24 protein-coding genes are annotated in these 22,663 nt (G+C 70.5%); 14 read left to right on the forward strand and 10 right to left on the reverse strand.

Going from position 1 to position 22,663, the window contains the following annotated elements; translation table 11 throughout:
• The first annotated feature begins 6 nt into the window (after positions 1-6).
• From L2K70_RS01285 to L2K70_RS20860, 6 genes are all read left to right on the forward strand, one after another.
• Positions 7-465, forward strand: coding sequence for a TlpA family protein disulfide reductase (locus tag L2K70_RS01285; protein ID WP_236397836.1), 459 nt, complete (start codon positions 7-9; stop codon positions 463-465).
• 284 nt (positions 466-749) lie between these two features.
• Complete coding sequence (locus L2K70_RS01290) at positions 750-1,217, forward strand: DUF4395 domain-containing protein (protein ID WP_236397839.1); 468 nt, start codon at positions 750-752, stop codon at positions 1,215-1,217.
• A gap of 53 nt (positions 1,218-1,270) precedes the next feature.
• Positions 1,271-2,119 carry a sulfurtransferase gene (locus tag L2K70_RS01295; RefSeq protein WP_236397842.1) on the forward strand — a complete coding sequence of 283 codons (849 nt, stop codon included), beginning with the start codon at positions 1,271-1,273 and terminating at the stop codon, positions 2,117-2,119.
• Positions 2,119-2,436 (forward strand): DUF1416 domain-containing protein, encoded by a 318-nt coding sequence (locus L2K70_RS01300; protein ID WP_236397845.1) that lies wholly within the window; start codon positions 2,119-2,121, stop codon positions 2,434-2,436. Before L2K70_RS01295 ends, L2K70_RS01300 begins: the two co-directional genes overlap by 1 nt.
• Before the next feature lie 137 nt (positions 2,437-2,573).
• Positions 2,574-4,070: a sensor histidine kinase gene (locus tag L2K70_RS01305; RefSeq protein ID WP_236397847.1), complete on the forward strand. Its 1,497-nt coding sequence runs from the start codon at positions 2,574-2,576 to the stop codon at positions 4,068-4,070.
• A 441-nt stretch (positions 4,071-4,511) separates the two neighbouring features.
• Positions 4,512-4,634, forward strand: coding sequence for a hypothetical protein (locus L2K70_RS20860; RefSeq protein WP_268929993.1), 123 nt, complete (start codon positions 4,512-4,514; stop codon positions 4,632-4,634).
• A gap of 38 nt (positions 4,635-4,672) precedes the next feature.
• Here the strand turns inward: L2K70_RS20860 and L2K70_RS01310 are convergent, their stop codons facing one another.
• From L2K70_RS01310 to cysD, 3 genes are all read right to left on the reverse strand, one after another.
• Positions 4,673-6,031, reverse strand: a complete 1,359-nt coding sequence (locus L2K70_RS01310; protein ID WP_236397851.1) for a helix-turn-helix domain-containing protein — start codon at positions 6,029-6,031, stop codon at positions 4,673-4,675.
• 156 nt (positions 6,032-6,187) lie between these two features.
• Complete coding sequence (gene cysN, locus L2K70_RS01315; protein WP_236397854.1) at positions 6,188-7,501, reverse strand: sulfate adenylyltransferase subunit CysN; 1,314 nt, start codon at positions 7,499-7,501, stop codon at positions 6,188-6,190.
• Complete coding sequence (cysD, locus tag L2K70_RS01320) at positions 7,501-8,415, reverse strand: sulfate adenylyltransferase subunit CysD (protein WP_236397856.1); 915 nt, start codon at positions 8,413-8,415, stop codon at positions 7,501-7,503. The genes cysN and cysD overlap by 1 nt, the downstream gene beginning before the upstream one ends.
• A 171-nt stretch (positions 8,416-8,586) precedes the next feature.
• On the opposite strand from cysD, the gene L2K70_RS01325 reads away from it, so the two are divergent.
• A complete protein-coding gene (locus tag L2K70_RS01325; protein WP_236397859.1) occupies positions 8,587-9,717 on the forward strand; it encodes a glycoside hydrolase family 16 protein in 1,131 nt (376 codons plus the stop codon).
• Here the strand turns inward: L2K70_RS01325 and dtd are convergent, their stop codons facing one another.
• Entirely contained in the window at positions 9,718-10,146 is a 429-nt protein-coding gene (gene dtd / locus L2K70_RS01330) for a D-aminoacyl-tRNA deacylase (RefSeq protein ID WP_236397862.1), read from the reverse strand.
• 55 nt (positions 10,147-10,201) lie between these two features.
• Here dtd and L2K70_RS01335 point away from each other — a divergent pair, with 55 nt between their 5' ends.
• Positions 10,202-11,026, forward strand: a complete 825-nt coding sequence (locus L2K70_RS01335; RefSeq protein WP_236397864.1) for a beta-keto acid cleavage family enzyme — start codon at positions 10,202-10,204, stop codon at positions 11,024-11,026.
• A gap of 51 nt (positions 11,027-11,077) precedes the next feature.
• Entirely contained in the window at positions 11,078-11,674 is a 597-nt protein-coding gene (locus tag L2K70_RS01340; protein ID WP_236397868.1) for a TetR family transcriptional regulator C-terminal domain-containing protein, read from the forward strand.
• A gap of 176 nt (positions 11,675-11,850) precedes the next feature.
• Here the strand turns inward: L2K70_RS01340 and L2K70_RS01345 are convergent, their stop codons facing one another.
• Genes L2K70_RS01345 through cysC form a run of 3 tightly spaced genes read right to left on the reverse strand, consistent with a single transcriptional unit; the run spans position 11,851 to position 14,566 of the window.
• Complete coding sequence (locus L2K70_RS01345) at positions 11,851-12,858, reverse strand: sulfite exporter TauE/SafE family protein (RefSeq protein ID WP_236397869.1); 1,008 nt, start codon at positions 12,856-12,858, stop codon at positions 11,851-11,853.
• Positions 12,858-13,382, reverse strand: coding sequence for an arsenate reductase/protein-tyrosine-phosphatase family protein (locus L2K70_RS01350; RefSeq protein ID WP_236397872.1), 525 nt, complete (start codon positions 13,380-13,382; stop codon positions 12,858-12,860). The genes L2K70_RS01345 and L2K70_RS01350 overlap by 1 nt, the downstream gene beginning before the upstream one ends.
• Complete coding sequence (gene cysC / locus L2K70_RS01355; RefSeq protein ID WP_236397875.1) at positions 13,379-14,566, reverse strand: adenylyl-sulfate kinase; 1,188 nt, start codon at positions 14,564-14,566, stop codon at positions 13,379-13,381. The genes L2K70_RS01350 and cysC overlap by 4 nt, the downstream gene beginning before the upstream one ends.
• A 41-nt stretch (positions 14,567-14,607) precedes the next feature.
• Between cysC and L2K70_RS01360 the strand changes: the two genes are divergently transcribed.
• From L2K70_RS01360 to L2K70_RS01375, 4 genes are all read left to right on the forward strand, one after another.
• Positions 14,608-15,573: an asparaginase gene (locus L2K70_RS01360; RefSeq protein WP_236397878.1), complete on the forward strand. Its 966-nt coding sequence runs from the start codon at positions 14,608-14,610 to the stop codon at positions 15,571-15,573.
• Between the two features lie 93 nt (positions 15,574-15,666).
• Positions 15,667-16,083, forward strand: coding sequence for a helix-turn-helix domain-containing protein (locus L2K70_RS01365; RefSeq protein ID WP_236397881.1), 417 nt, complete (start codon positions 15,667-15,669; stop codon positions 16,081-16,083).
• 43 nt (positions 16,084-16,126) lie between these two features.
• On the forward strand, positions 16,127-16,855 hold the full coding sequence (locus L2K70_RS01370) for a hypothetical protein (RefSeq protein WP_236397884.1): 729 nt from the start codon (positions 16,127-16,129) through the stop codon (positions 16,853-16,855).
• A 109-nt stretch (positions 16,856-16,964) separates the two neighbouring features.
• Positions 16,965-17,261: a DUF2516 family protein gene (locus L2K70_RS01375; protein WP_236397887.1), complete on the forward strand. Its 297-nt coding sequence runs from the start codon at positions 16,965-16,967 to the stop codon at positions 17,259-17,261.
• A gap of 78 nt (positions 17,262-17,339) precedes the next feature.
• Here L2K70_RS01375 and L2K70_RS01380 read toward each other — a convergent pair whose 3' ends face one another.
• Genes L2K70_RS01380 through L2K70_RS01390 form a run of 3 tightly spaced genes read right to left on the reverse strand, consistent with a single transcriptional unit; the run spans position 17,340 to position 21,707 of the window.
• Entirely contained in the window at positions 17,340-18,773 is a 1,434-nt protein-coding gene (locus L2K70_RS01380) for a sugar nucleotide-binding protein (protein WP_236397890.1), read from the reverse strand.
• The gene (rfbB, locus tag L2K70_RS01385; RefSeq protein ID WP_236397892.1) at positions 18,770-19,768 is read right to left on the reverse strand and encodes a dTDP-glucose 4,6-dehydratase; all 999 of its coding nucleotides are present in this window, start codon (positions 19,766-19,768) and stop codon (positions 18,770-18,772) included. The genes L2K70_RS01380 and rfbB overlap by 4 nt, the downstream gene beginning before the upstream one ends.
• Before the next feature lie 25 nt (positions 19,769-19,793).
• Positions 19,794-21,707 (reverse strand): DUF4012 domain-containing protein, encoded by a 1,914-nt coding sequence (locus L2K70_RS01390; protein WP_236397894.1) that lies wholly within the window; start codon positions 21,705-21,707, stop codon positions 19,794-19,796.
• Positions 21,708-21,760: 53 nt separating this feature from the next.
• On the opposite strand from L2K70_RS01390, the gene rfbA reads away from it, so the two are divergent.
• The gene (gene rfbA, locus L2K70_RS01395) at positions 21,761-22,627 is read left to right on the forward strand and encodes a glucose-1-phosphate thymidylyltransferase RfbA (protein ID WP_236397897.1); all 867 of its coding nucleotides are present in this window, start codon (positions 21,761-21,763) and stop codon (positions 22,625-22,627) included.
• Positions 22,628-22,663: the final 36 nt, after the last annotated feature.

The following is a 22,663-nucleotide window of genomic DNA, read 5'->3' on the forward strand; positions in this document are numbered from 1 at the left end:
CCCCGCATGACCTCCGGAGCCTGGATCGCCGTGGCAGCCGTCGTGCTCGCGCTCGCGTTCGGCCTCTGGCGGCTCGGGACCGACGGCCGTTTCCGCGGCACCCGTGTCGTACGACGGACCAGTGCTGCCGCGGTCGCCGAGGACGTGCCGGCCGAGCGCCCGGCCGCCGACGTCGTCACCGCGGTGGGGGAGAGCCTGGGGGAGCGGGCCACGCTGCTGCAGTTCTCGAGCGCGTTCTGCGCGCCCTGCCGCGCGACCCGGCGGGTCCTCGCCGACGTGGCGGGGCTCGTCGACGGTGTCGCGCACGTCGAGGTCGACGCCGAGCACCACCTCGACGCGACCCGCGCCCTCGGCATCCTGAGGACACCGACGACCGTCGTGCTCGACGCGAGCGGCGCCGAGGTCACCCGAGCGACCGGAGCACCCACCCGCGACCAGGTCCTGAGCGCGCTGACCCGTCTCTGATCTCAGGATGTGGATGCAGTAACCACATGGTGAGACGAGGCGACATGCATGAGGGGTCCTCACCTACTGTCGTCCCCATGTCCTCGACCATGCTCACGCGACGCCGCGCAGTGGACCACTGCCGCGTGCGCTCGGCGCTGTGTCGAATGTCGTAGCGGTCCCGCCGCTCAACTGAGTCACAAAGTCCATGTAGTTACTGGACTATGCTCACGGTGGGATCCAGCCGCCGGGCGTCGCCCCGGTGCGCCCGGCCTCTGTGCTGCGCCGACCACCTCAGGAGAGACATGACCACGACTGCAACGCCCCGCACCGGGACCGGAAGCGACGCGACGTCGCGCGGACTCGACCCTCGCGGTCCGCAGCTCGCCGCCGGCATCACCGCGGCGGTGCTGGTCGCCGTCCTCCTTCTCCCGCAGCCGGCCGCGACCGTGCTGCTCGCCGTCCAGGCCGCGGTCTTCGCGACCGGTGCCGTGCGCGGCGTGCAGGCGTCGCCGTACGCCTGGCTCTTCCGCACCGTCGTCCGCCCGCGACTCGCCCCTCCGGCCGAGCTGGAGGCGCCGGAGCCGCCCCGGTTCGCGCAGGGGGTCGGGCTGGTCTTCGCGCTCGTCGGCCTGGTCGCCTTCCTGGCCGGAGCCACCGTCGTCGCCCAGGTTGCCGTCGGCGCCGCGCTCGTCGCGGCGCTGCTCAACGCCGTCTTCGCCTTCTGCCTGGGATGCGAGGTCTACCTGCTCATCAAGCGCGTCACCGCCTGACGCACCCACCCACCTGACATCGAAGAACCACCACAGCAAGGAGCACAACCACCATGAGCCGCGAGAACTCGCTCGTCACCGCCCAGTGGGTCGAGGACAACCTCGACACCGACGGCATCGTCCTCATCGAGGTCGACGAGGACACCACCGCCTACGACAAGGGCCACATCCGGGGCGCCATCAAGCTCGACTGGACGACCGACCTCCAGGACCAGGTCCGCCGCGACTTCGTCAACAAGGAGCAGTTCGAGGCGCTGCTGTCCGAGCGCGGTGTCGCCAACGACGACACCGTCGTCCTCTACGGCGGCAACAACAACTGGTTCGCCGCCTACGCCTACTGGTACTTCAAGCTCTACGGCCACCAGGACGTCAAGCTGCTCGACGGCGGCCGCAAGAAGTGGGAGCTCGACTCCCGCGAGCTCACCGACGAGGCGACGAGCCGCGAGAAGACGTCGTACACCGCCAGCGAGCAGGACTCCTCGATCCGCGCCTTCCGCGACGAGGTCGTCGCCGCGATCGGCACCCAGAACCTCGTCGACGTCCGCAGCCCCGACGAGTACGCCGGTCGGCTGCTCGCCCCGGCCCACCTCCCGCAGGAGCAGGCGCAGCGCGCCGGCCACATCCCGACCGCCGCGAGCGTGCCGTGGAGCAAGGCGGCCAACGACGACGGCACGTTCAAGTCCGACGAGGAGCTGAAGCAGATCTACACCGAGGCCGGTGTGGACTGGGACAAGGACACGATCGCCTACTGCCGCATCGGCGAGCGCTCCTCGCACACGTGGTTCGTGCTCAAGGAGCTGCTCGGCCAGGACAACGTGAAGAACTACGACGGCTCGTGGACCGAGTACGGCTCGCTGGTCGGCGTCCCGGTCACCCTGGGTGACGAGCGGGGCGACGCCTGATGTGCGGCGCGACCGAGGGCGGGCTGTCGCTCGACGGCGTCAACGTCGCCAAGGAGGCCGTGATCCAGGGCCAGGTGCTGCGCGGCGGTGCTGACGGTGGGGGAGAGCCCGTGGGCAACGCCTACGTGCGCCTGCTCGACCGCAGCGGCGAGTTCACCGCGGAGGTGCCGACCTCGGCGACCGGACACTTCCGGTTCTTCGCCGGCGACGGCGAGTGGACGCTGCGGACGCTCGCGCCCAAGGCCGAGCCCGTCGACACCAAGGTCGTGGCCGCGACCGGATCCGTCGCCGAGGTGCAGGTGCTCGTCTCCGCCTGACCCGACGGCTCCTCGGAACCGCCCCGGACGCATCGGCGTACGGGGCGGTTCTCGCATTTTCGGCATGGTTCCGGGCAAGCCGAGGTGGAAGACTGCGCTTCCTCGTACCGTGGGGTGGCAGGGGAAGGAGGGTCCTCATGGACGCTCTCTCCGGTGTCCTCGACACCGGAGAGCTGTGGCGCCTGACCATGGAGCACTCTCCTGTGGGGATGGCGCTGGTCTCGACCGACGGGAAGATCCTCGCCGCCAACACGGCGCTCGGCGAGATGCTCGGCTACGACCCCGACGAGCTGGCGCAGCGCTCGGTGGCCGACCTCACCCACCCCGACGACCTCGCCACCGACCTCGACCTCATGCGCCAGGCCATGGCGGGCACGACGACGTCCTACCGCGTGCCCAAGCGGTGCTTCCGCTCCGACGGCAGCCTGTTGCAGGGGGAGCTGTCGGCGCTCCTGCTGCGTGACACCGACGGTGTGCCGCTGCAGTTCATCATGCAGATCATCGACCGCACCGAGGTGCACGCGTTCGCCGAGCGCCTCGACGCCGCCGAGGAGACCACCCACGACCTCATCAGCAAGGGACAGGCCATCCTCGGCAGCGTCTCGGTGGGGCTGCTCCTGGTCGACGCCGACGGCACGTACAGCGCCTGGAACCACCGCCAGCAGGAGCTCCTCGACATCGCCTTCCCCGACGGTCACGGCGGCCGCGCCGGGCAGCTCGGCTTCGTTTACGACGCCGACCAGGAGGCAGCGCTGACGTTCGAGCAGTTTCCGTGCGCGCGCGCCACCCACGGCGAGGGGGAGGAGTTCGACGACCTCCTGATCTGGATCGGCGAGGAGCCGGCCTCGCGTCGCGCCCTCTCGGTGTCGGCGCGAACCGTGCGGGACCGCAGCGGGTCGCTCACCGGGGCCGTGCTGGCCTACAACGACGTCACCGAGCTCATCCGTGCCACGCGGGTCAAGGACGAGTTCGTCTCGACGGTGTCGCACGAGCTGCGTACGCCGCTGACGTCCGCGCTCGCCTACCTCGAGCTGCTCGACGAGTCGGTCGAGGCGGCGCCGGAGGCGCACCAGCAGGTGGCTGCGGCGCGCCGCAACGTGCTGCGGCTCTCGCACCTGGTCGCCGACCTGATCTTCTCCACCCGCGCGGGGTCCGGGTCGCAGGTGATCGACCCGCACCCGACCGACGTGGTGCGTGTGGTGCGGGAGGCGGTCGATGCGGCGGGTGTCGCCGCTGACGGTGCGGGTGTGGGGCTGGTGCTCGAGCACCCCGAGCGCCTCGAGATGGTCGCGGACGGTCTGCGCCTGCGTCAGGTGCTGGACAACCTGCTGGACAACGCGATCCTCTACGGCCGGCCCGGTGGCCGGGTCCGGGTCGTGGTGGAGGAGACCCCCGGGGCCGTGACGATCACGGTGGCGGACGACGGCGACGGCGTCGACCCGGACGACCTCCCGGAGGTCTTCGAGCGCTTCTTCCGCGGCCAGAACGCCCAGCGGCGCCAGGTCGGGGGCACCGGTCTGGGCCTGGCCATCGTGCGGACGATCGTGGAGGCCCACGGCGGGGAGGTCTCGATCTCGAGCGAGCCCGGGGAGGGCACGACGGTGCGCGTGCTGCTCCCGCGGACCGCGCTCTAGACAGCGCCACTGACGACCGATTCCGTCGCCGGCGGTCCAGACCAGCACGCATCCCGTGTCCAGAGCCGGCGGCGGTCCGGCTCAGGTTGCCCGCAGGTATGCCGCACGAGGCAAGTGGCGGGGCACACGCGCCCTACCGTTTCCGGACCGGCAGGCGGCAACGAGCCGGACGAAGCCCGGGAAACGCGAGGACCCCCCGCACGAGTGCGAGGGGTCCGGGCGCGTACCGGGTGGGGTCCGGTGCGTGTCTCGCGAGGTGGGGGCCATCCCGCGAGGCTGTCGCCAACAACTGCCATCAGGAGCATTTGCCAACGGCTCTTGCCTAAGTTTGCCAAAGCACGACACACTCTGCACAGGTTTTGGGACTATTTCTTTCGACAGCTTTCTCGCGGGACGCTGCTCACCAACCCCACACAGCACAACAAACCCCTGGAGACCCACATGAAGACCAAGGCCCCCCGCCTCGTCGTTGCCCTCATCGCGATCGTCGGCGTCGCCGGCATGACCGTTCCCGCTGACGCCGCGCCTGCGAAGCAGACGGCGCGCAGCGTCTGGTGCTGCTGATCCCTCGTTCTCTGAGCGGGGCCTGACGGCCCGACGGCTCAGCTGCGGGCGTACGTCGTCGTGGCGACGCGCGCCCGCAGTCCGGACGACACCGCCGCCCGGCGGTAGGCATCCAGGGCGGCCTCGTGCATGCCGACTCCGTTGAGGAGGTCAGCGAGGTCGAACCACAGTTGCGCGGCTTCCTGGTCGGAGCCAATGGCTGACAACCTGAGCACTGCGTCCTGGTAGGACGCGGCCGCGCGCTCAGTCGCCCCCTCGGCCGCGTAGGTCCGGCCCTCGAGGGTCAGTGCCTCGGCCTCGACGATCGGTGCGTGGCCTTCGGTGGTCGCGTGGACCTGAGCGACGAGCTCACGGCTCTCGTCGTGATCGCCGGCGATGAAGGCCACCCGAGCCAAACCGAGCAAGGTGTAGGCGACGTCGATGGGGCTGGCGCTGCTCCACTTCATGTCGGAGGCAGCCTGCTCGAAGTTGTGGCGTGCGTCGGCCAGGGCCGGCGGGTCGAGCTCGAGCTGGAGCCGCCCCACCTCGGTGCGCAGGCGCGCGAGGTTGCGGGCGTCCTGCCCCTCACTCATGAGCGCAAGCGCACGCTCTGCGAGTGGTACGGCGGCTGCGGCGTCGCCCCGGCGTCCCTGCATCACGCTGGCGTTCCAGTAGGCCGAGGCGCGCGCACGCGGCGAGCCGAGGGCCTCGGCGCGGGCGATCGCCTTGCGACACAGCCGCACCGCGTGTCCGGTGTCGCCCCGCTCGAAGTGCGCGGCCGCCACGGTCACGGCGAGCTGGACGGCCTCGTCGCACGCGGCGAGGCCGGCGTCCTCCACCTGCGCGATGACCCGCTCGCCGCACTCGATGGCGCGGCCGAGGTCGCCGGTCTCCCGGAAGATGCGGCTCAGCGCGATGCCCGCCTTGATCCTGGTCATGCCGTTGGTCGTCGTGTCCTCGAGCAGGGACTCGAGCTCGAGGACCGCGTCGTCCTCGCGCTTGGTGGCCTCCAGGGCTCGCGCGTGGAGCAGGCGCGCGCGCTCGCGCATGCCCTCCATCTCCTTGCTGGCGAGCGCGTCGAGCGCCTTGCTGAGGTGCTTCTCCGCTTCTTCGGGCTGGCCCGACTCGAGGGAGAGCTCGGCGTAGTCGAGAGCGAGACGCATCTCGTGGATCTCGCGACGGTCCGCGACCCCGAGCAGGGACTCGACGGTGACGTCGAGACGGACGGCCAGCGTCTCCAGCGCCAGGGCCGTGGGCTGACGGTGCCCGGACTCGATGCGGGAGAGGTAGGCCACGGACATCAGGTCGTCGGCCACCTCACCCTGCGTGAGGCCGCGCGCCTGCCGCGCAGCGCGCAACCGTCCGCCCAGCTCCACACGGTCGGTCTGCGCCAGCACAGCCGCAAGTCGCGAGTCCATGAGGGCCATTGTGCGGCACGTTTGACTGAAATCCGTTGAATTGGGTCAAGTATTAACTTAGGAGATCCTTTGCTGCCCCATTCAGGTGAGCTCAGGGGTTCGACGAACGTAGGTCTCACGTGCCGCGTTTGACCGCGGCTTGAGCGTCCCTGCTGCTCAGCTGCCGCTGTTGATCATGCCGGCGCCGACGGTCACGCCGGTCGCCTCGTCGATCAGGATGAACGACCCAGTGGTCCGGTTCTTCGAGTACGGGTCGCACAGCAGCGGCACCGTCGTACGCAGCTGGACGCGACCGATCTCGTTGAGGCCGAGCTCGCCGGCCTCCTGGTCGCGGTGCAGCGAGTTCACGTCGAGGCGGTACTGGATGTCCTTGACCATCGCGCGACCGGTGCGGGTCGTGTGCTTGATCGCGAGCTTCTGGCGCGGACGCAGCGGCTCGTTGGTCATCCAGCACACCATCGCGTCGATGTCCTGGCTCGGCTTCGGGGCGTTCTTGGGCCGGGCGATCATGTCGCCGCGGGACACGTCGACGTCGTCCTCGAGGTGCACGGTGACCGACATCGGCGGGAACGCCTCGGTGACCTCCTGGTCGAAGAGCTCGACGCGCAAGATGGTCGACGTCATGCCGCTCGGCAGCACGACGACCTCGTCGCCCTTCTTCAGCACGCCGCCGGCCACCTGGCCGGCGTACCCGCGGAAGTCGTGGTACTGGTCGGACTTGGGCCGGATGACGTACTGCACCGGGAAGCGCGTGTCGACCAGGTCGCGGTCGGAGGCGACGTGGACGTGCTCGAGGTGGTGCATGAGCGTGGGGCCTGAGTACCACGGCGTGTTCTCGGAGCGGTTGACGACGTTGTCGCCCTGGAGCGCCGAGATCGGGATGACCTCGAGGTCGGGGATGTTGAGCTTGGTCGCGAACTGGGTGAACTCGCGGTGGATCTTCTCGTAGACCTCCTGCGACCAGTCGACGAGGTCCATCTTGTTGATCGCCAGCACGAGGTGCGGCACGCGGAGCAGCGACAGCAGCACCGCGTGGCGGCGCGACTGCTCGGTGAGGCCCTGGCGGGCGTCGACGAGCACAAGGCCCAGGTCGGCGGTCGAGGCGCCGGTGACCATGTTGCGCGTGTACTGGATGTGGCCCGGGGTGTCGGCGATGATGAACTTGCGGTTGGGCGTCGCGAAGTAGCGGTAGGCCACGTCGATGGTGATGCCCTGCTCGCGCTCGGAGCGGAGGCCGTCCGTCAGCAGCGCCAGGTCGGTGTAGTCGTAGCCCTTGGACTGGCTGGTCGTCTCGACCGCCTCGAGCTGGTCCTCGAAGATCGACTTGGAGTCGAGGAGCAGCCGACCGATCAGGGTCGACTTGCCGTCGTCGACGGAGCCGGCCGTCGCGAAGCGCAGCAGGTCGGCGTTCTCGGTGACGGCGGCTGCGTCCGCGCCGGCGGTGGTCGGGGTGGTGTCCGGGGTGGCCATCAGAAGTAGCCCTCCTTCTTGCGGTCTTCCATGGCGGCCTCGGAGAAGCGGTCATCGCCTCGGGTGGCGCCGCGCTCGGTCACCCGGGCGACGGCGATCTCCTCGATGATGGCGGCGGTGTCGGCAGCCTCGGACTCCACGCACCCGGTCTGGGTGCGGTCACCGACGGTGCGGAAGCGCACGGTCTTCGTCACGGGGGTCTCGCCGGCCTTGGGCTGGATCTCGGGACCGACCGACAGCAGCATGCCGTCGCGCTCGATCACCTCGCGCTCGTGGGCGAAGTAGATCGACGGGATCTCGATCTGCTCGCGGTGGATGTAGCTCCAGATGTCGAGCTCGGTCCAGTTGGACAGCGGGAAGATCCGCATGTGCTCGCCGGCGTGGATGCGGCCGTTGTAGAGGCTCCACAGCTCGGGCCGCTGGTTCTTCGGGTCCCACTGGCCGAAGTCGTCGCGGTGGGAGTAGACGCGCTCCTTGGCGCGGGCCTTCTCCTCGTCGCGGCGGCCGCCACCGAAGGCGGCGGTGAAGCCGTTCTCCTCGATCGCGCCGAGCAGCGTGCCGATCTGCATGCGGTTGCGGCTGGTCTTGCCGTCGTCGACGACGTGGCCCGCCGCGATGGCCTCGTCGATGGTCGCGACGATCATCCGGGCGCCGAGGCGGTCCACCCACGAGTCACGGGTGGCGAGCACCTCGTCGAAGTCGAGGCCGGTGTCGACCTGGAGCAGCGGGAACGGCAGCTTCGCCGGGAAGAACGCCTTCTCCGCCAGGCGGAGCATGACGATGGAGTCCTTGCCACCCGAGAACATCAGGACCGGCTTCTCGAACTCGGCGGCGACCTCACGGAAGATGTGGATCGACTCCGCCTCGAGCTGGTCCAGCTGGCTCAGCTGGTAGTCGACGTGGGTGTTGGTCATGACGCAGGGAGGGCCTCTCTCGGGACAGCAGCCATCATCGTAGCGACGGGCGACCGCGTGGACGATTCGCGCTCGCGCGACCGAGTCGGCGAGACTCGCCGGATGAGCCGTCGCCTCCGACTCGCACGTCCCGCCTCTTCGCGCAGGCCCCGCAGGACCACCCTGTCCGCCGTGGCCCTCATCACGGCGGCAGCCACCTTCGCGGGCTGCTCCTCGTCACCGAGCAGCGACGGCGAGCGGCCGTCGTACACGACGAGCGACGACGTGCAGGCGCGGGTGCTGCCCCAGCTCGCGGCCAACGGCGACGACGTGGAGTCCGCGGACGACGCGTCGTGGGTCGTCGACGCGACGGTCGCCGGGGTCGATGAAGGCACGACCGTCACCCTCCTCGCCAAGACCGATGGCGGGGACTGGGACGAGGTCTCGGAGGGCGAGACGGACGCCGACGGGCACGTCGCCCTCACGAGCGACACGGCCGGCACGCTGGTCGTCGTGACGGGTGACGGCGACGACGCGATCGGCACCGAGGTCGACACCAGCGACGCGCCGGAGCCGACGTTCACCGACGAGTTCGACGACGCCGACAGCGTCGACGGCGGTCCGGACGCCAAGTGGCGCACCCGCCAGCAGGGCCGCACCGGTGTCCGCACCTGCTCCCACGCTGACCCGAGCGCCGCCGAGGTGACGGACGGCGTCCTCGTGCTCAGCGTCGAGGAGGACCCGGCCGGCGGCGAGTGCCAGCTGCCCGGACGCCGCAAGATGTTCCCCTACCGGATCAACGGACATGTCGGCACCGAGAGCATCTTCGGCTTCACCTACGGCTACGCCGCGGCCCGGATCCGCACCCAGTCCGCGCGCGGGCAGCACGCTGCCTTCTGGATGCAGGCGGTCGGCGGGCAGCAGCCCGGTGGCCCGAAGGCCGGCGGCGCCGAGATCGACATCATGGAGTACTTCGGTGACGACCACCCAGAGGGCGGCCTGACGAGCTTCACCTACTTCCTGGACAAGGCCGGCAAGAAGCAGACGCTCGGCGGATGGCTGCCGGACGTCGATGACCTCGGCGACGACTGGGCCGAGAAGTACCACGTGTTCTCCGTCGAGTGGACGCCCGAGGAGTACGTCTTCCGGATCGACGGTCAGGTGACGCAGCGGATCGAGGGGGAGACCTCCGGGCGCGAGGAGTTCCTCATCCTGAGCCTGCTGTCGTCGGACTACGAGCTGCCCCGGTTCAACGGTGAGCTGCCCGAGACCATGGAGGTCGACTGGGCGCGCGTGTGGGAGACCGGTCCCGAGGAGGGCTGATCACGGCGAGTCGAGGACCAGGGTGATCGGCCCGTCGTTGACGCTCTCCACGCGCATGTCCGCGCCGAACCGGCCGTGCTCGACGTGGGCGCCGAGGCGCTCGAGCTCGGCGCACACCGCGTCGTAGAGCGGTTCGCTCACCGGCCCGGGCGCGGCCGCCTGCCAGGTCGGCCGCCGGCCCTTGCGGGCGTCGCCGTACAGCGTGAACTGGCTGACGACCAGCACCGGCGCGCCGACGTCGCTGGCGCTCGTCTCCTCGCGCAGGAGGCGCAGGTCCCAGATCTTGCGCGCCGTCCACGCCACCTCGCCCGGCCCGTCGTCGTGGGTGACGCCGAGGTAGACCAGGAGGCCGGGGGAGCCGAGCTCGCCGACCACCTCGCCGTCGACGCGGACGCTGGCGGAGAGGACCCGCTGGATGACTGCGCGCATGGTGACATGGTCTCGATACGCTCGCTGCGCTCGCTACTCGACCACCGAGGAAATGATGACTGACCCGCTCCTGATCACGGTCGCGCCCACCGGCGCCGAGACCGCGAAGGCCGACTGCCCGCAGCTCCCCACCACCCCGGAGGAGATCGCGCGCACCGCGGCCGCGTGCGAGGCGGCCGGCGCCGCCATGATCCACCTCCACGTCCGCGATGGGGAGCACGCGCCCACGCTCGACCAGGCGCTGCTGCGCGAGTGGGTGGCGGCGGTGCGCGAGTCGTCGTCGCTCGTGGTGCAGCTCTCCACCGGCGGCTCCGTCCACGACCCGCTGGACGAGCGGCTGAAGGTGCTCGACGCCGAGCCCGACTCGTGCAGCCTGACGATGGGCACGACGAACTTCGGCGATGACGTCTTCCTCAACCCGTGGCCGTTCGTCAAGGACCTCTACCAGCTCGCCCTCTCCCGAGGCGTGGCGCCGGAGTTCGAGCTGTTCGACCTCGGCCAGGTGCACGCCCTCGGGCGGCTGATCCGGGAGTACGGCGTCCCCACCGGCGGCAAGGTGCACGTCGACTTCGTGATGGGGGTGCCCGGCGGCATGCCCGGCACCGCCCCGGCCCTGGTCGCCGGTGTGGCGGCACTCCCGCCCGAGGTGACCTCGTGGTCCGCGACGGGCATCGGCCGCTCGACCCTCGCCGTGGCCATGGCCTCGCTCTCGATGGGCGGCCACCTGCGCGTCGGCATGGAGGACGTGCTGACGATCAGCCGCGGCGTACCGGTGGAGTCCAACGCACAGCTCGTCGAGCGCGCCGTCGACCTCGGCCGGATCGCCCAGCGCACCCCGATGTCACCCGCCCAGTGCCGGGAGCTCCTCGGCCTGTCCTGAGCCTGTGGAGGACCGTTTTCCTCCGGGCCCGATCGCTGGTGGGGTGGCAGGGTGCACCAGCTGCCACGCATTCCCCGCCACCTGAGCTCCCGCGAGTCCACGCTGAGCTCCCTGGCCGAGTCGCTCTACTGGACTATCAACGCCAGCGGGCTCCGGCTTCCGGCCAGACGTGACCTGGCCCGTCACGCCCTGGTGTCGGAGCCGACGATCTCGCGTCGCCTCCGCGCGTGGGCCGACGGCGAGGAGCGCCTCGTTGCCCGGCTCGTCCTCGCGCGCCAGAGGACCTACCCGCCTGGCTACGCCGAGGAGGGCTGGAGTCGGTGGATCCCCCAGGACGACGCCGATCTCCAGGACGCACGAGCATGGCTGGCCTGCCTCACGTTCGCTTCATCGGGGGAACCCATGCATCCCGTCGTCCGCCAAGCCGTGTGTGAAACCTGGTGGCACGAGCACGACGAGGTCGTCCGCCAGCTGGTTCGGAGCGGTGTGCCGACAACGGGTGGTCATGAGGGAGAGGCGTCGCTTCGCGCTGAGATCGTCCAGTCCCTGCTGCTGGGCCTGAGCCTCAGGCGTCTGCTCGACCCTGATTGCACGGCTCAGCACGCCGAGGCCCTGCTGGACCGTGCGGTGGCATCCCTCGGTGGTTGATCGAGAACTTTCGCTCACCGGTCCGCCGCTGCTGAGGGTCTCCGTGAGCGATAATTCTCGATCACCGAGGCCTGGGTCTGGGCGTCGGGCCGCGCACGAAAGTTCTCGATCACACGCCGACGGACTGCTTGGCGATTGGTGCACGAAAGTTCTCGATCGGCGCCACGAAGCGTGCGTCAGGAGTCGTCGACCTTCTTCATGCCAACGACGCCGGGCCGGTAGCCGGGGTCCTCGAGCTGGGCGATGGTCGGGGAGCCGAACATCGGCAGGCCCTGGGACTTGCGGATGAAGCCCCAGACGATCGGGAGCACCAGCAGGACGAACAGACCCACGCCGGCGATCAGCATCGGGTGCGTCTCGTCCTCGCCGGCGCCGAGGGGTGCCCAGCCGGCCTTGTCGAGGAGCGCGACGCCGCTCATGGTCAGGACGACGACGATGCCGCGGCGGATGAAGGACTGCGGGACCCGCGGCGCGATCGCGGAGCCGATCAGGGTGCCGGGCACCGAGCCGATCACCAGCGGGATCAGGATCGCCCAGTCGAGGCCGTGCAGTGCGATGTTCGAGATCGCCGCGGCCAGCACCAGGGGGACGGCCTGGACGAGGTCGGTGCCCACGAGCCGTACGGCGGAGAGGCCGGGGTAGAGCATCAGCAGCGCGATCATGATCACCGAGCCGGAGCCCACGCTGGTGATCCCGACGAGCAGGCCGCCGAGCGCGCCGACCAGCAGCGTCGGCAGCGGCCGGATCTTCGGGTTGTCGTCCGGGTGCTCGCCGCCGCGGACCCGCACGAGGTTGAGGTAGAGGCGCAGGGCGTAGGTCGCCGCCGCGAGCAGCAGCGCGAAGCCGATGCAGAGCTTGAGCGTGTCGTCGATGTCCTCCGGTGCGACCACCCACGACACGAGGTGGGGGCCGAGGAGGGCCATCGGTATCGACCCGATCATCAGCCACTTCGCGAGCTGCATGTTGGGCGAGCCCTCGCGCTTGTGCACGATCGCCCCGCCAGTCTTGTAGATCGCGGCGGCCGTGAGGTCGGCCGTCACGACGGTCGCGGCCTCGCCGACGCCGAGGAAGATGAGGGCGGGCGTCATGAGGGCGCCGCCGCCCATGCCGGTCAGGCCGACCACGATGCCGACGAAGAAGCCGGCGGCGAGGATCGAGAAGAAGGTGGCGGTGATCCAGTCCATCAGCTGTCTCCGGTCAGGCGGGGGATGACGACGCGCAACATCTCGGTGATTCTGGCGGTGGCGGTGGCCGCCGCCTTCTCCCCACGCCGGTAGGGGTCGGCGACGTCGAGCTCCGGGTGCGCCGGCTGGCGCTTCTGGCCGACCGCCGTGACGAGCTCACGACCCGAGAGGTCGGGGATCTCCTCGATCGCGGCTTCGAACTGGCCGAGCGTGAAGATCTTGCGGTGGTGGTGTGCGTAGTCGTCCAGCACGTGCTGGCGGTGGATCGACTCCGCGGTGAGCACGAGGTCGGCCTCGTCCACCATCTCCGGCTTGAGCCGTCGGCTGCGGAACCCCGAGACGTCGAGGTGCGGGATCGTCGCCGCCTGCACCGGGTTCATCCGGTGACCGGTGTGGGCGTGCGTGCCGGAGCTGGAGAAGACGACGTCGGCGTCGCCTGCCAGGTCGCGGGCGATGATCTCCATCGCGGGCGAGCGGCAGATGTTGGCGGTGCAGAGGAACAGCACCGAGAGCGGCTCGGTCATGCGCCTGCGGCTCCCCGGGCCAGGTGGAGGTATCCGGCCTCGTCCAGCGCGACGAGCACGTCGTCGAGCGCGTCCTCGATGGTGCGGCCGGTGGTGTCGACGCGCACGGCCGGGTCCTCGGGCTCCTCGTAGGGAGAGGAGATCCCGGTGAACTCGGGGATCTCGCCCGCCCGCGCCTTGGCGTACAACCCCTTGCGGTCGCGACGCTCGCACTCCTCGAGCGGGGTCGCGACGTGGACCAGGAAGAAGGCGCCGCCGGCGTCCTCGACCATCTGCTGCACCTGCGCGCGCGTCTCGGCGAAGGGAGCGATCGGCGAGCACACGGCGACCCCGCCGTGCCGGGCGATCTCGGCGGCCACCCAGCCGATGCGACGGATGTTGGTCTCGCGGTCGGCCTTGGAGAAGGTGAGCCCGGCGGAGAGGTGGCGCCGTACGACGTCGCCGTCGAGACTGGTGACCGTGCGGCCACCCTGCTCGAGCAGCAGGTCCATCAGTGCCCGCGCAAGCGTCGACTTGCCGCTCCCGGACAGGCCCGTGAAGAAGAGCACGAGGCCCTGGTCCTCGGGCTCGGGCCGGTCGGCCGCGACGATCTCGGCGATCGAGGCGGGGTAGTGATCGTCGGGGTGCTCGGCCAGCGCGTGGACCGGGTCGTCTCCGGCGTAGGTCGCGACGACCCGGGCCCCGAGCTCGTGGTCGACGTCGGCGTCACCGTGCGACGGGAGGGGTACGGCGACCACGTGGGCGTCACCCAGCAGGTCGGCGGCAGCGAGGGAGGCCCGCACCAGGGCGACGGGGGAGAGGTCGGCGGTGCCCGTGCCGGTCAGCGCGACGAGGACGACGCGACCGAGGCCGCGGACCTCGTCGAGCTCGGCCTCGGTGAGCGCGTCGACGACCCGGACGAAGGTGGCGCCGGCGTGCTGCTCGCGGACCTGGTCCGGCGTCAGGTGCAACCGGCGGAAGGGGCCGTACTGCGCGTGCGTCAGGGGCGCCAGGCTCCCGTCGCTCGACACCCGCGCGAGGGGCAGGCCTTCGGGGTCGACGAGCTCGGCCTCGGTCTCGCCGCCGGGCAGGTCGAGGGTGACCGGGCTGCCGGGCTCGTTGAAGCGGGTGAGCGGTGCGTAGGCGCCGGAGACGAGGAGCTCGAGGTCGTCGAGCTCGGTCGGCGTCGGGCAGTGCTGGATCACCCGCGCATCTTCTCAGAACGCCGGTGAGTAGCCTGCGCCTCATGTCCCACGCAGGTCTGCCCGTCGTCGCAGAGATCGTCCGGTCCGGCTTCGTCGAGGGTCACCACTACGGCTCGATCGTCGCGCTCGCCGCCGACGGCACCGTCGACTGGTCGGTCGGCGAGGTCGCCGCTCCGGTGCTCCCCCGCTCCAGCAACAAGCCGGTCCAGGCGCTGGCGATGGTCGAGCTCGGGCTGGACCTGCCGCCCGACCTGCTGGCCCTGGCGTGCGCGTCGCACTCGGGGGAGCCTTTCCACGTCGAGGGCGTACGACGCACGCTGGCGTCCGCCGGCCTCGACGAGTCGGCGCTACAGACACCGCCCGACTATCCCTTGGACGACGACGCCCGTGAGGCCGTCATCCGCGCCGGTGGGGCGCGGTCGCCGATCCTGATGAACTGCTCGGGCAAGCACGCCGCGATGCTGGCGACGTGCGTCCTCATGGGGTGGGACACCGCGACCTACCTCGACCCGCAGCACCCGCTGCAGGTCGCGATCATCGAGACGTTCGCCCGCGTGACCGGCGAGCCCGTGACCACCGTGGCCGTCGACGGGTGCGGCGCGCCGCTGCTGTCCACCTCGCTCACGGGGCTGGCCCGCGCGTACGCGACGTTGGCGACGGCGACCGAGGGCCCGGAGCACCGCGTCGCCGAGGCGATCCGGCAGCACCCCGAGTTCGTCAGCGGCACCACGCGCGACGAGCTCGCCCTGCACCGCGCGGTCCCGGGCCTGATCGGCAAGGCGGGCGCCGAGTCGTGCTACGCCGTCGCCCTTCCGGACGGCCGCGCGTGGGCGCTCAAGACCGACGACGGCGCTGCCCGCGTCCGCCCGGTGCTGATGGCTGAGGCACTGCGCCGGTCCGGCGTCCTGGCGGAGGAGGGGGTCGACGCGGAGGCGGTCGAGGCCACCGGGCGCCTCGACCTGCTCGGTGGCGGCAAGCCCGTCGGCGTGATCCGTGCTGCCTTCTAGCTAGCGCCGAGAACTCCCGTGGAACGGGCCTTTGTGAGGGCCGTCACCCCCCTCCGGTTTGCATCTGCTAACAGTAGTTAGCACACTGGAGGCATGGCCAAGGACAAGAGCGCCAAGGCGGCGAAGACGAGCGGCACGGTCGTCGGCTCGCTGGGCTCGCTGGGCGACTACCTCAAGGAGCAGCGCCTGGCCGCCCGGCTGTCACTCCGCCAGCTCGCCGACCAGGTCGGCGTCAGCAACCCCTACCTCAGCCAGATCGAGCGCGGTCTCCGCAAGCCGTCCGCCGAGGTCCTGCAGCAGCTGGCTCGCGCGCTGCGCGTCTCTGCCGAGCAGCTCTACGTCCGTGCCGGCATCGTCCACCCCGACCCCGGCCAGGCGGGCTCCGTCGAGCTCGCCGTCCTGGCGGACACCCACCTGACCGAGCGGCAGAAGCAGTCCCTGCTCGACGTGTACGCCTCGTTCCTCGCGCTCAACGAGCGCGACGCGGCCGCACCGCCCGACCACCCCTGAACCAGACCAGCACCACCCCACACCCACCAGAAGGAGACCAGCAATGGCCACCGCCAAGTTCGACATCAAGACCGAGGCCCTCAGGCCGCTCCTCGCCGGCGTCGGCGTCACCGACCTCGCCGTCGAGGCCGTCCGCGAGGCCGTGGCCGACGTGCAGAAGCGCGCCGCCGCCGCCCAGAAGGACGTCACCACCCGCGTCGCCGACGCCCGCAAGGACGTGACCGCCCGCGTCGCCGACGCCCGCAAGTTCGACGCCAAGGCCGAGGCCAGGGCCCGTCGTGCCGCCGTCGAGTCCCGCGTGGCCGAGCTCCAGGCCGAGGCCAAGTCGTACCCCACCAAGGTCTCCGCGCTCGTCGACGAGAACGTCGCCGCCGCCACCGCCACCTACTCCGAGCTCGTCAAGCGCGGTGAGTCCCTCGTCGGCCGCATCCGCCGCCAGGAGTCGACCAAGGCCACCGTGAGCTCCGCGAAGACCACCGTCTCGAAGGCGAAGACCACCGCGACCCAGGCCAAGAAGGCCGCTGACGCCAACGCCACCGCGGCCGACCGGACCGCCGCGACCAAGGTCGCCCCGAAGCCGAAGAAGACCGCCAAGAAGGCCACGCGCTCCGCCGCTGCCAAGAAGGCGTCCGCCACGACCGCCCGCAAGACCGCGGCCAAGAAGACCGCCACCGCCCAGAGCAGCGCGAAGGCCACCGCCACCGCCGCGCAGGCGACCGCGACGAACGCCCTCAAGGCCGTCGCCGACGCCGCCGAGAAGATCGGCGACTGAAGAGCGATCGACGACGTCGAGCAGCTGACGCTGTTCTAGTCGCACCAGCGAGGACCCCCGGCCGGACAGGTCGGGGGTCCTTCCGCGTCCGGTCGCCTACTCTTGGCTCGTGAACATCTACGCGTTCAACAGCACGCTCATGCTCGTCGTGCTGGTGGTGCTGCTCGCGATCAAGGGCTTCGCCTTCATCAACGCGCTCACCTACTCCGCCGGGGCCTACGAGGCCGCCGGCAAGCTGACCAAGCAGGCGTGGTGCGCCATCACCGGCCTGGGCTTCGCCGCCCAGCTGATCCTGATCGGCGGCTCGCCGCTCGGGATCATCCACCTGGTCTTCACGATCGCCTCGTTGGTCTACCTCGCCGACGTGCGACCCGCGCTGGCCGAGGTGACCTCCGGCCGCCGCTGATCCCCGCTGGTCGAGGAAGGACGTAGTCCTGTCACGAGACCAGGACCTCGGTTTCGAGACGGTCGCTGCGCGACCTCCTCAACCAGCGGTCAGGTAGCGGTCGAGCGCGACCAGCGCGTCCTCGGGCTCGAAGCCGGTGGCCCGGATCTTCTCCAGCGACAGCGCCGAGTTGAGCGGACGCGGGGCGAACGGGTTGCCCTGCGCCAGCACCCCCTCGGCGTACGACGCCGTGGTGGTGCCGGAGACGTCGTCGGCGCTGCGTCCGGACCGCTCGAAGACGGCCTGGGCGATCTCGCGCCACGACATCGCGGGTCCGCCGTTGGAGAGGTTGTAGGTGCCGTAGGCCGCCCCGGTGTCGAGCAGGTGCTGCGTGGCGCGCACCAGCTCCTCGGTGAAGGTGAGCCGGCCGACCTGGTCGTCGACGACGCTGGGGGAGACCCCCTTCTCGGCGAGCGAACGCATGGTCCGCACGAAGTTCTTGCCCTCGCCGATCACCCACGACGTGCGCAGCAGGTAGTTCCTCGGCGCGAGGCCGACAGCGAGGTCGCCCGCCGCCTTCGACTGCGCGTAGACGCCGAGCGGGGAGAGCGGCTCGTCCTCGGTGTGGCCGGGGTCGAGGTCCGCGGTCCCGTCGAAGACGTAGTCCGAGGAGTAGTGGACGAGCGTGAAGCGGTGTGCGCGCGCGAGCCGGGCGAGGGTCGCCGGCCCGGTGGCGTTGGCCGACCACGCGGCGACGCGCCCCTCGGGCGTCTCGGCGGCGTCGACGGCGGTGTAGGCCGCCGCGTTGAGCACGACGGCGTACTCGTGCCACGGCCAGGCGTCGACCGCCTGCGTGTCCGCGAGGTCGAGTGCGGTGACCCCCTCGCCCTCGAACAGGTCGACGCGGTTGGCGTCGGGGTAGGCAGCGAAGAGCGCGCGACCGAGCTGGCCGAGAGCGCCCACGATGAGCGTCTTCTTCGGCGCCATCGCGGTGCTCGGGTCGAGCGCCGGCGCGTTCTGGTCCTTCTCGCTGATGATCGCCTCGCTCAGCGGGATCGGCCAGGCGATCGCGGCCGTCGGGTCACCGAGGGCCAGCGCCGGGTAGGTGACGCCCGGGCGCCAGTGGTCGTTGACCAGGTAGGTGTAGGCCGTGCCGTCCTCGAGCACCTGGTAGCTGTTGCCCACGCCGCGGGGCACGAAGACCGCGACGGACGTGTCCATCTCGAGCGTGAAGGTGGTGCCGAAGGTGTCGCCCCGACGCATGTCGACCCAGGCGCCGAAGATCCGGCCGGTCGCGAGCGAGATGAACTTGTCCCACGGCTCGGTGTGGATGCCCCGGGTGACGCCGCGGTCGCTGTTGAACGACACGTTGTTCTGCACCGGTCCGAAGTCGGGCAGCCCGATCGCGAGCATCTTCTCGCGCTGCCAGTTCTCCTTGAAGAAGCCGCGGTCGTCGTCGCGCCGGTCGAGCCGTACGACGACGAGGCCGGGGATCGGCGTGTGCTCGAGCGTCGGGAGGGGTGGGAGGCTCACTGGCCCTTCTCCGCGTACTTCGCCTCGACGGCGTCCTTGTGCGGTCGCCACCAGTCCTCGTGCTGCTGGTACCACTCGATCGTGTCGGCCAGCCCGGACTCGAAGTCCTGGAACCGCGGCTGCCAGCCGAGCTCCTGCCGCAGCTTGCCCGACTCGATGGCGTAGCGCAGGTCGTGGCCGGCCCGGTCGTTGACGTGGTCGAAGTCGTCGGCGTCCTTGCCCATCAGGGTGAGGATCAGCCGGACCACCTCGAGGTTGTTCTTCTCCCCGTCGGCGCCGATGAGGTAGGTCTCGCCGATGCGGCCCTTCTCGAGGATCGTCAGGACGGCCGAGGAGTGGTCGTCGGCGTGGATCCAGTCGCGGACGTTCTCGCCAGAGCCGTAGAGCTTGGGGCGGATGCCGTCGATGACGTTGGTGATCTGGCGCGGGATGAACTTCTCGATGTGCTGCCAGGGGCCGTAGTTGTTGGAGCAGTTGGACACGGTGGCGCGCAGGCCGAAGCTGCGCACCCAGGCGCGGACCAGGTGGTCGGAGCCGGCCTTCGACGCGGAGTAGGGGGAGGACGGGTTGTAGGGCGTGTCCTCGGTGAATCGCTTGGGGTCGTCGAGCTCGAGGTCGCCGTAGACCTCGTCGGTCGACACGTGGTGCAGCCGCTTGTCGTGCTTCCGGACCGCCTCGAGGATCGTGTAGGTCCCGAGGATGTTGGTCCTGATGAACGGGCTCGGGTCGTTGAGCGAGTTGTCGTTGTGCGACTCGGCTGCGTAGTGGACGACCGCGTCGTGGGCCGTGACCAGCGGGTCGACGGCGTCCTCGTCGGCGATGTCCCCGACCACGAGCTGCACCCGGTCCTCGGGCAGCCCCGCCAGCGACTCCTTCGAGGCGGCGTAGGTCAGCTTGTCGAGGACGGTGATGCGGTAGTCGGTGTGCTCGACGAGGTGGTGCACGAAGTTCGACCCGATGAACCCCGCGCCCCCGGTCACGAGAAGGCGTTCCATGGGCCGGAGTCTAGGGCTCGCGCCGTCAGGAGTCCGAAGCGGTGAGGCTGAAGCTCGGCTGCGTGACGAGGCCCGGGTCGTCGTACGTCGCCCGGCCCCGGCCGTCGCGCGCCCAGCCCTCGGGCAGGTCGGTGACCCGGTAGCCCTTCGGGAACTCGACCGAGACCGACACGACCTCGGGGACGACCATGCCCTGGGGCGTGAGGTCGAGCTGGTAGGTCAGGTCGGTGCCGGCCACGCGGGCGGCCTCGGGCACGACGTAGGACAGCTTCGCGACCTTGGTCGTCTGCGGGGGAAGGACGAGCCGCAGCAGCTTGTAGGGGCGGCCGTAGTAGTCGAAGGTGTCGGTCCCGAGCGACTTGCCGTCGGCGGCTGCGCTGGAGATCCGGGCGTCGCGGGGGAGGAAGACGCCGACGGTCATCCCGTTCCAGCGGGTACGGCTGCTGCCCCCGCGGTTGTCGCCGTAGATCTGGTTCTCGCCGTAGGGCGGCGAGTCGTTGTAGACCGAGATCGTCATCTCGACCTCGGCCGAACCGTCCGGGCGCACCGTCACGTCGCTGGTGACCGTGCGCTTCTGCCAGTAGTCGGACTTGCTGATGTTGGTGTTCTGGTTGAAGACCGCGATGTAGTCGCGGTCGGTGTCCGACAGGTCGCCGGCCAGGCCGATGTCGGACACGGCCGCCTGGACGTCCTCGTCCCGCATCCACATCGCGAAGTGCCGGGCGCGGGCGGAGTTGCGGATGGACTCGATCTTCTCGAGGCCCTGCCCGGGCTCGAACAGGCGGTCGGCGAAGACGGGGACGATCGCCCGGTTGAGGCCCTTGCGGGCCTCGTTGTCGGGGTAGGTGTCGTAGTCGCCGACGAGCTTCTGGGTGAAGTTGGAGGCGTCGAGGGTGCCGTAGAGCTCGGTCTCGACGGGGCCGGTGATGCGCAGCATGTCGGCGAGGGCGACGACGTCGACGGCCACGAGCCCGTCGGTCTGCTGTCCGGTGCGCCGCTCCCAGCCGCGCAGCACCTCCTCGCCGGACACGGACCAGTCCGGGGCGTACGTCGCCGTCGAGATCCGCAGCTTGCCGTCATGGAACGGGTTGCCCTCGACCTTGTCCCAGCGGCCGACCCGGAACAGGTCGGGGTCGGAGGTGTCGCGCGCGTCGCCCAGCGTCAGGCGGCCGTCGGCGACGTCCATCGGCACCACCGTCAGCGGCGCGCCCCCGGAGAAGCGCTGCTCGCTCGGGTTGAGCAGCGCCAGCAGGTAGGTGCGGTCACCGTCGGCGCCGAAGAGGGTCGGCAGGACGTCGGCGAGCGGCTTGGCCCGCCGGGCGTCCCGGGCCAGCGGCGCGACGACGGAGGTCGCCTCGTCGCGCGCGTCCGCCAGCATCGTCCCGACGCCGAGGGCGGAGTCGCCGACCTCGCCGAGCTCGAGCTGGGCCGCGTCGAGGTGGATGCTCGCCTCGTCGACCGCGCCCACCAGCGTCCGCAGGGTCGGCACGTCGACGGCCTGGTCCTCGAACAGCGTGGCGTCGTCACCGTTGACCGCCGGCCAGGTGTCGACGGCGATCTCGGCAGCGTTGGTCAGGTTGTCGAGTGCGTTGCCGAGGTGGCGTACGTCCGAGACGGGCTCGCCGACCACCGGGATCAGGCTCCAGACGTCGCCACCGATGCCCTGCATCGCGCCCTGCACCTCGTCGACGTGCTTGCGGGCGCTCTCGATGGACGTCTCGGCGGTCGCCATGTCGCCGTTGCCCAGCGCCACCTTGGCGGACTCGAGGTCGGCCTTGGCCTCCTTGGCGTTGCCCGGCGCCTTGAGGAACGGGATCGCGAGCAGCGCCAGGCCGATGAGCAGCAGGAAGAGCAGCGCGATGATCGTCCCCGGGCGCAGCAGCCGTCGCTTCGGCCCGCGCGCTCGCTCGCGCGAGGACCCACGGCTGGAGGACGGCATGCGCACATGGTGCCAGTCCACCCCTCGGGGCGTGGGCCAATAGGGTGGCCCCCATGCGCGGAATCATCCTGGCCGGCGGCACGGGCTCGCGGCTGCACCCGATCACCCAGGGCATCAGCAAGCAGCTGGTGCCGGTCTACGACAAGCCGATGATCTACTACCCGCTCTCCACGCTGATGCTCGCGGGCATCCGCGACGTCCTGATCATCACGACCCCCCACGAGGCCGACGGCTTCCACCGGCTGCTCGGCGACGGGTCGCAGTTCGGGATCAACCTCACCTTCGCCACGCAGCCCTCGCCCGACGGGCTCGCCCAGGCGTTCATCATCGGCGCGGACCACATCGGCAGCGAGCGCTCCGCGCTGGTGCTCGGCGACAACATCTTCTACGGCTCGGGCCTCGGCTCCCAGCTGCTGCGCTTCAAGGACCTCGACGGCGCCGCGGTCTTCGGCTACCACGTCGCCGACCCGCGGGCCTACGGCGTCGTGGAGTTCGACGACAACGGCAAGGCCCTCTCGCTCGAGGAGAAGCCGGAGAACCCGAAGAGCGACTTCGCGGTCCCCGGCCTCTACTTCTACGACAACGACGTGGTGCAGTACGCCGCCGAGCTGGAGCCGTCGCCGCGTGGCGAGCTCGAGATCACCGACCTCAACCGCCGCTACCTCGAGGAGGGCCGCCTCCACGTCGAGGTGCTGCCCCGCGGCACGGCGTGGCTCGACACCGGCACCTTCGACTCGCTCAACGACGCCTCCAACTTCGTCCGCACGATCGAGGGCCGGCAGGGCTTCAAGGTCGGCGCCCCCGAGGAGGTCGCCTGGCGCATGGGCTTCCTCTCCGACGACGAGCTGCTCGAGCGGGCGGAGCCGCTGCGCAAGAGCGGGTACGGCGAGTACCTCCGCGGCCTGCTCCAGCACGGCTGACCTGTTCCCCTCGCCGGTCGAGGTGCGAGGAGCGCC

The sequence above is a fragment of the Nocardioides potassii genome (assembly GCF_021648885.1).
GTDB classification, from domain to species: domain Bacteria; phylum Actinomycetota; class Actinomycetes; order Propionibacteriales; family Nocardioidaceae; genus Nocardioides; species Nocardioides potassii.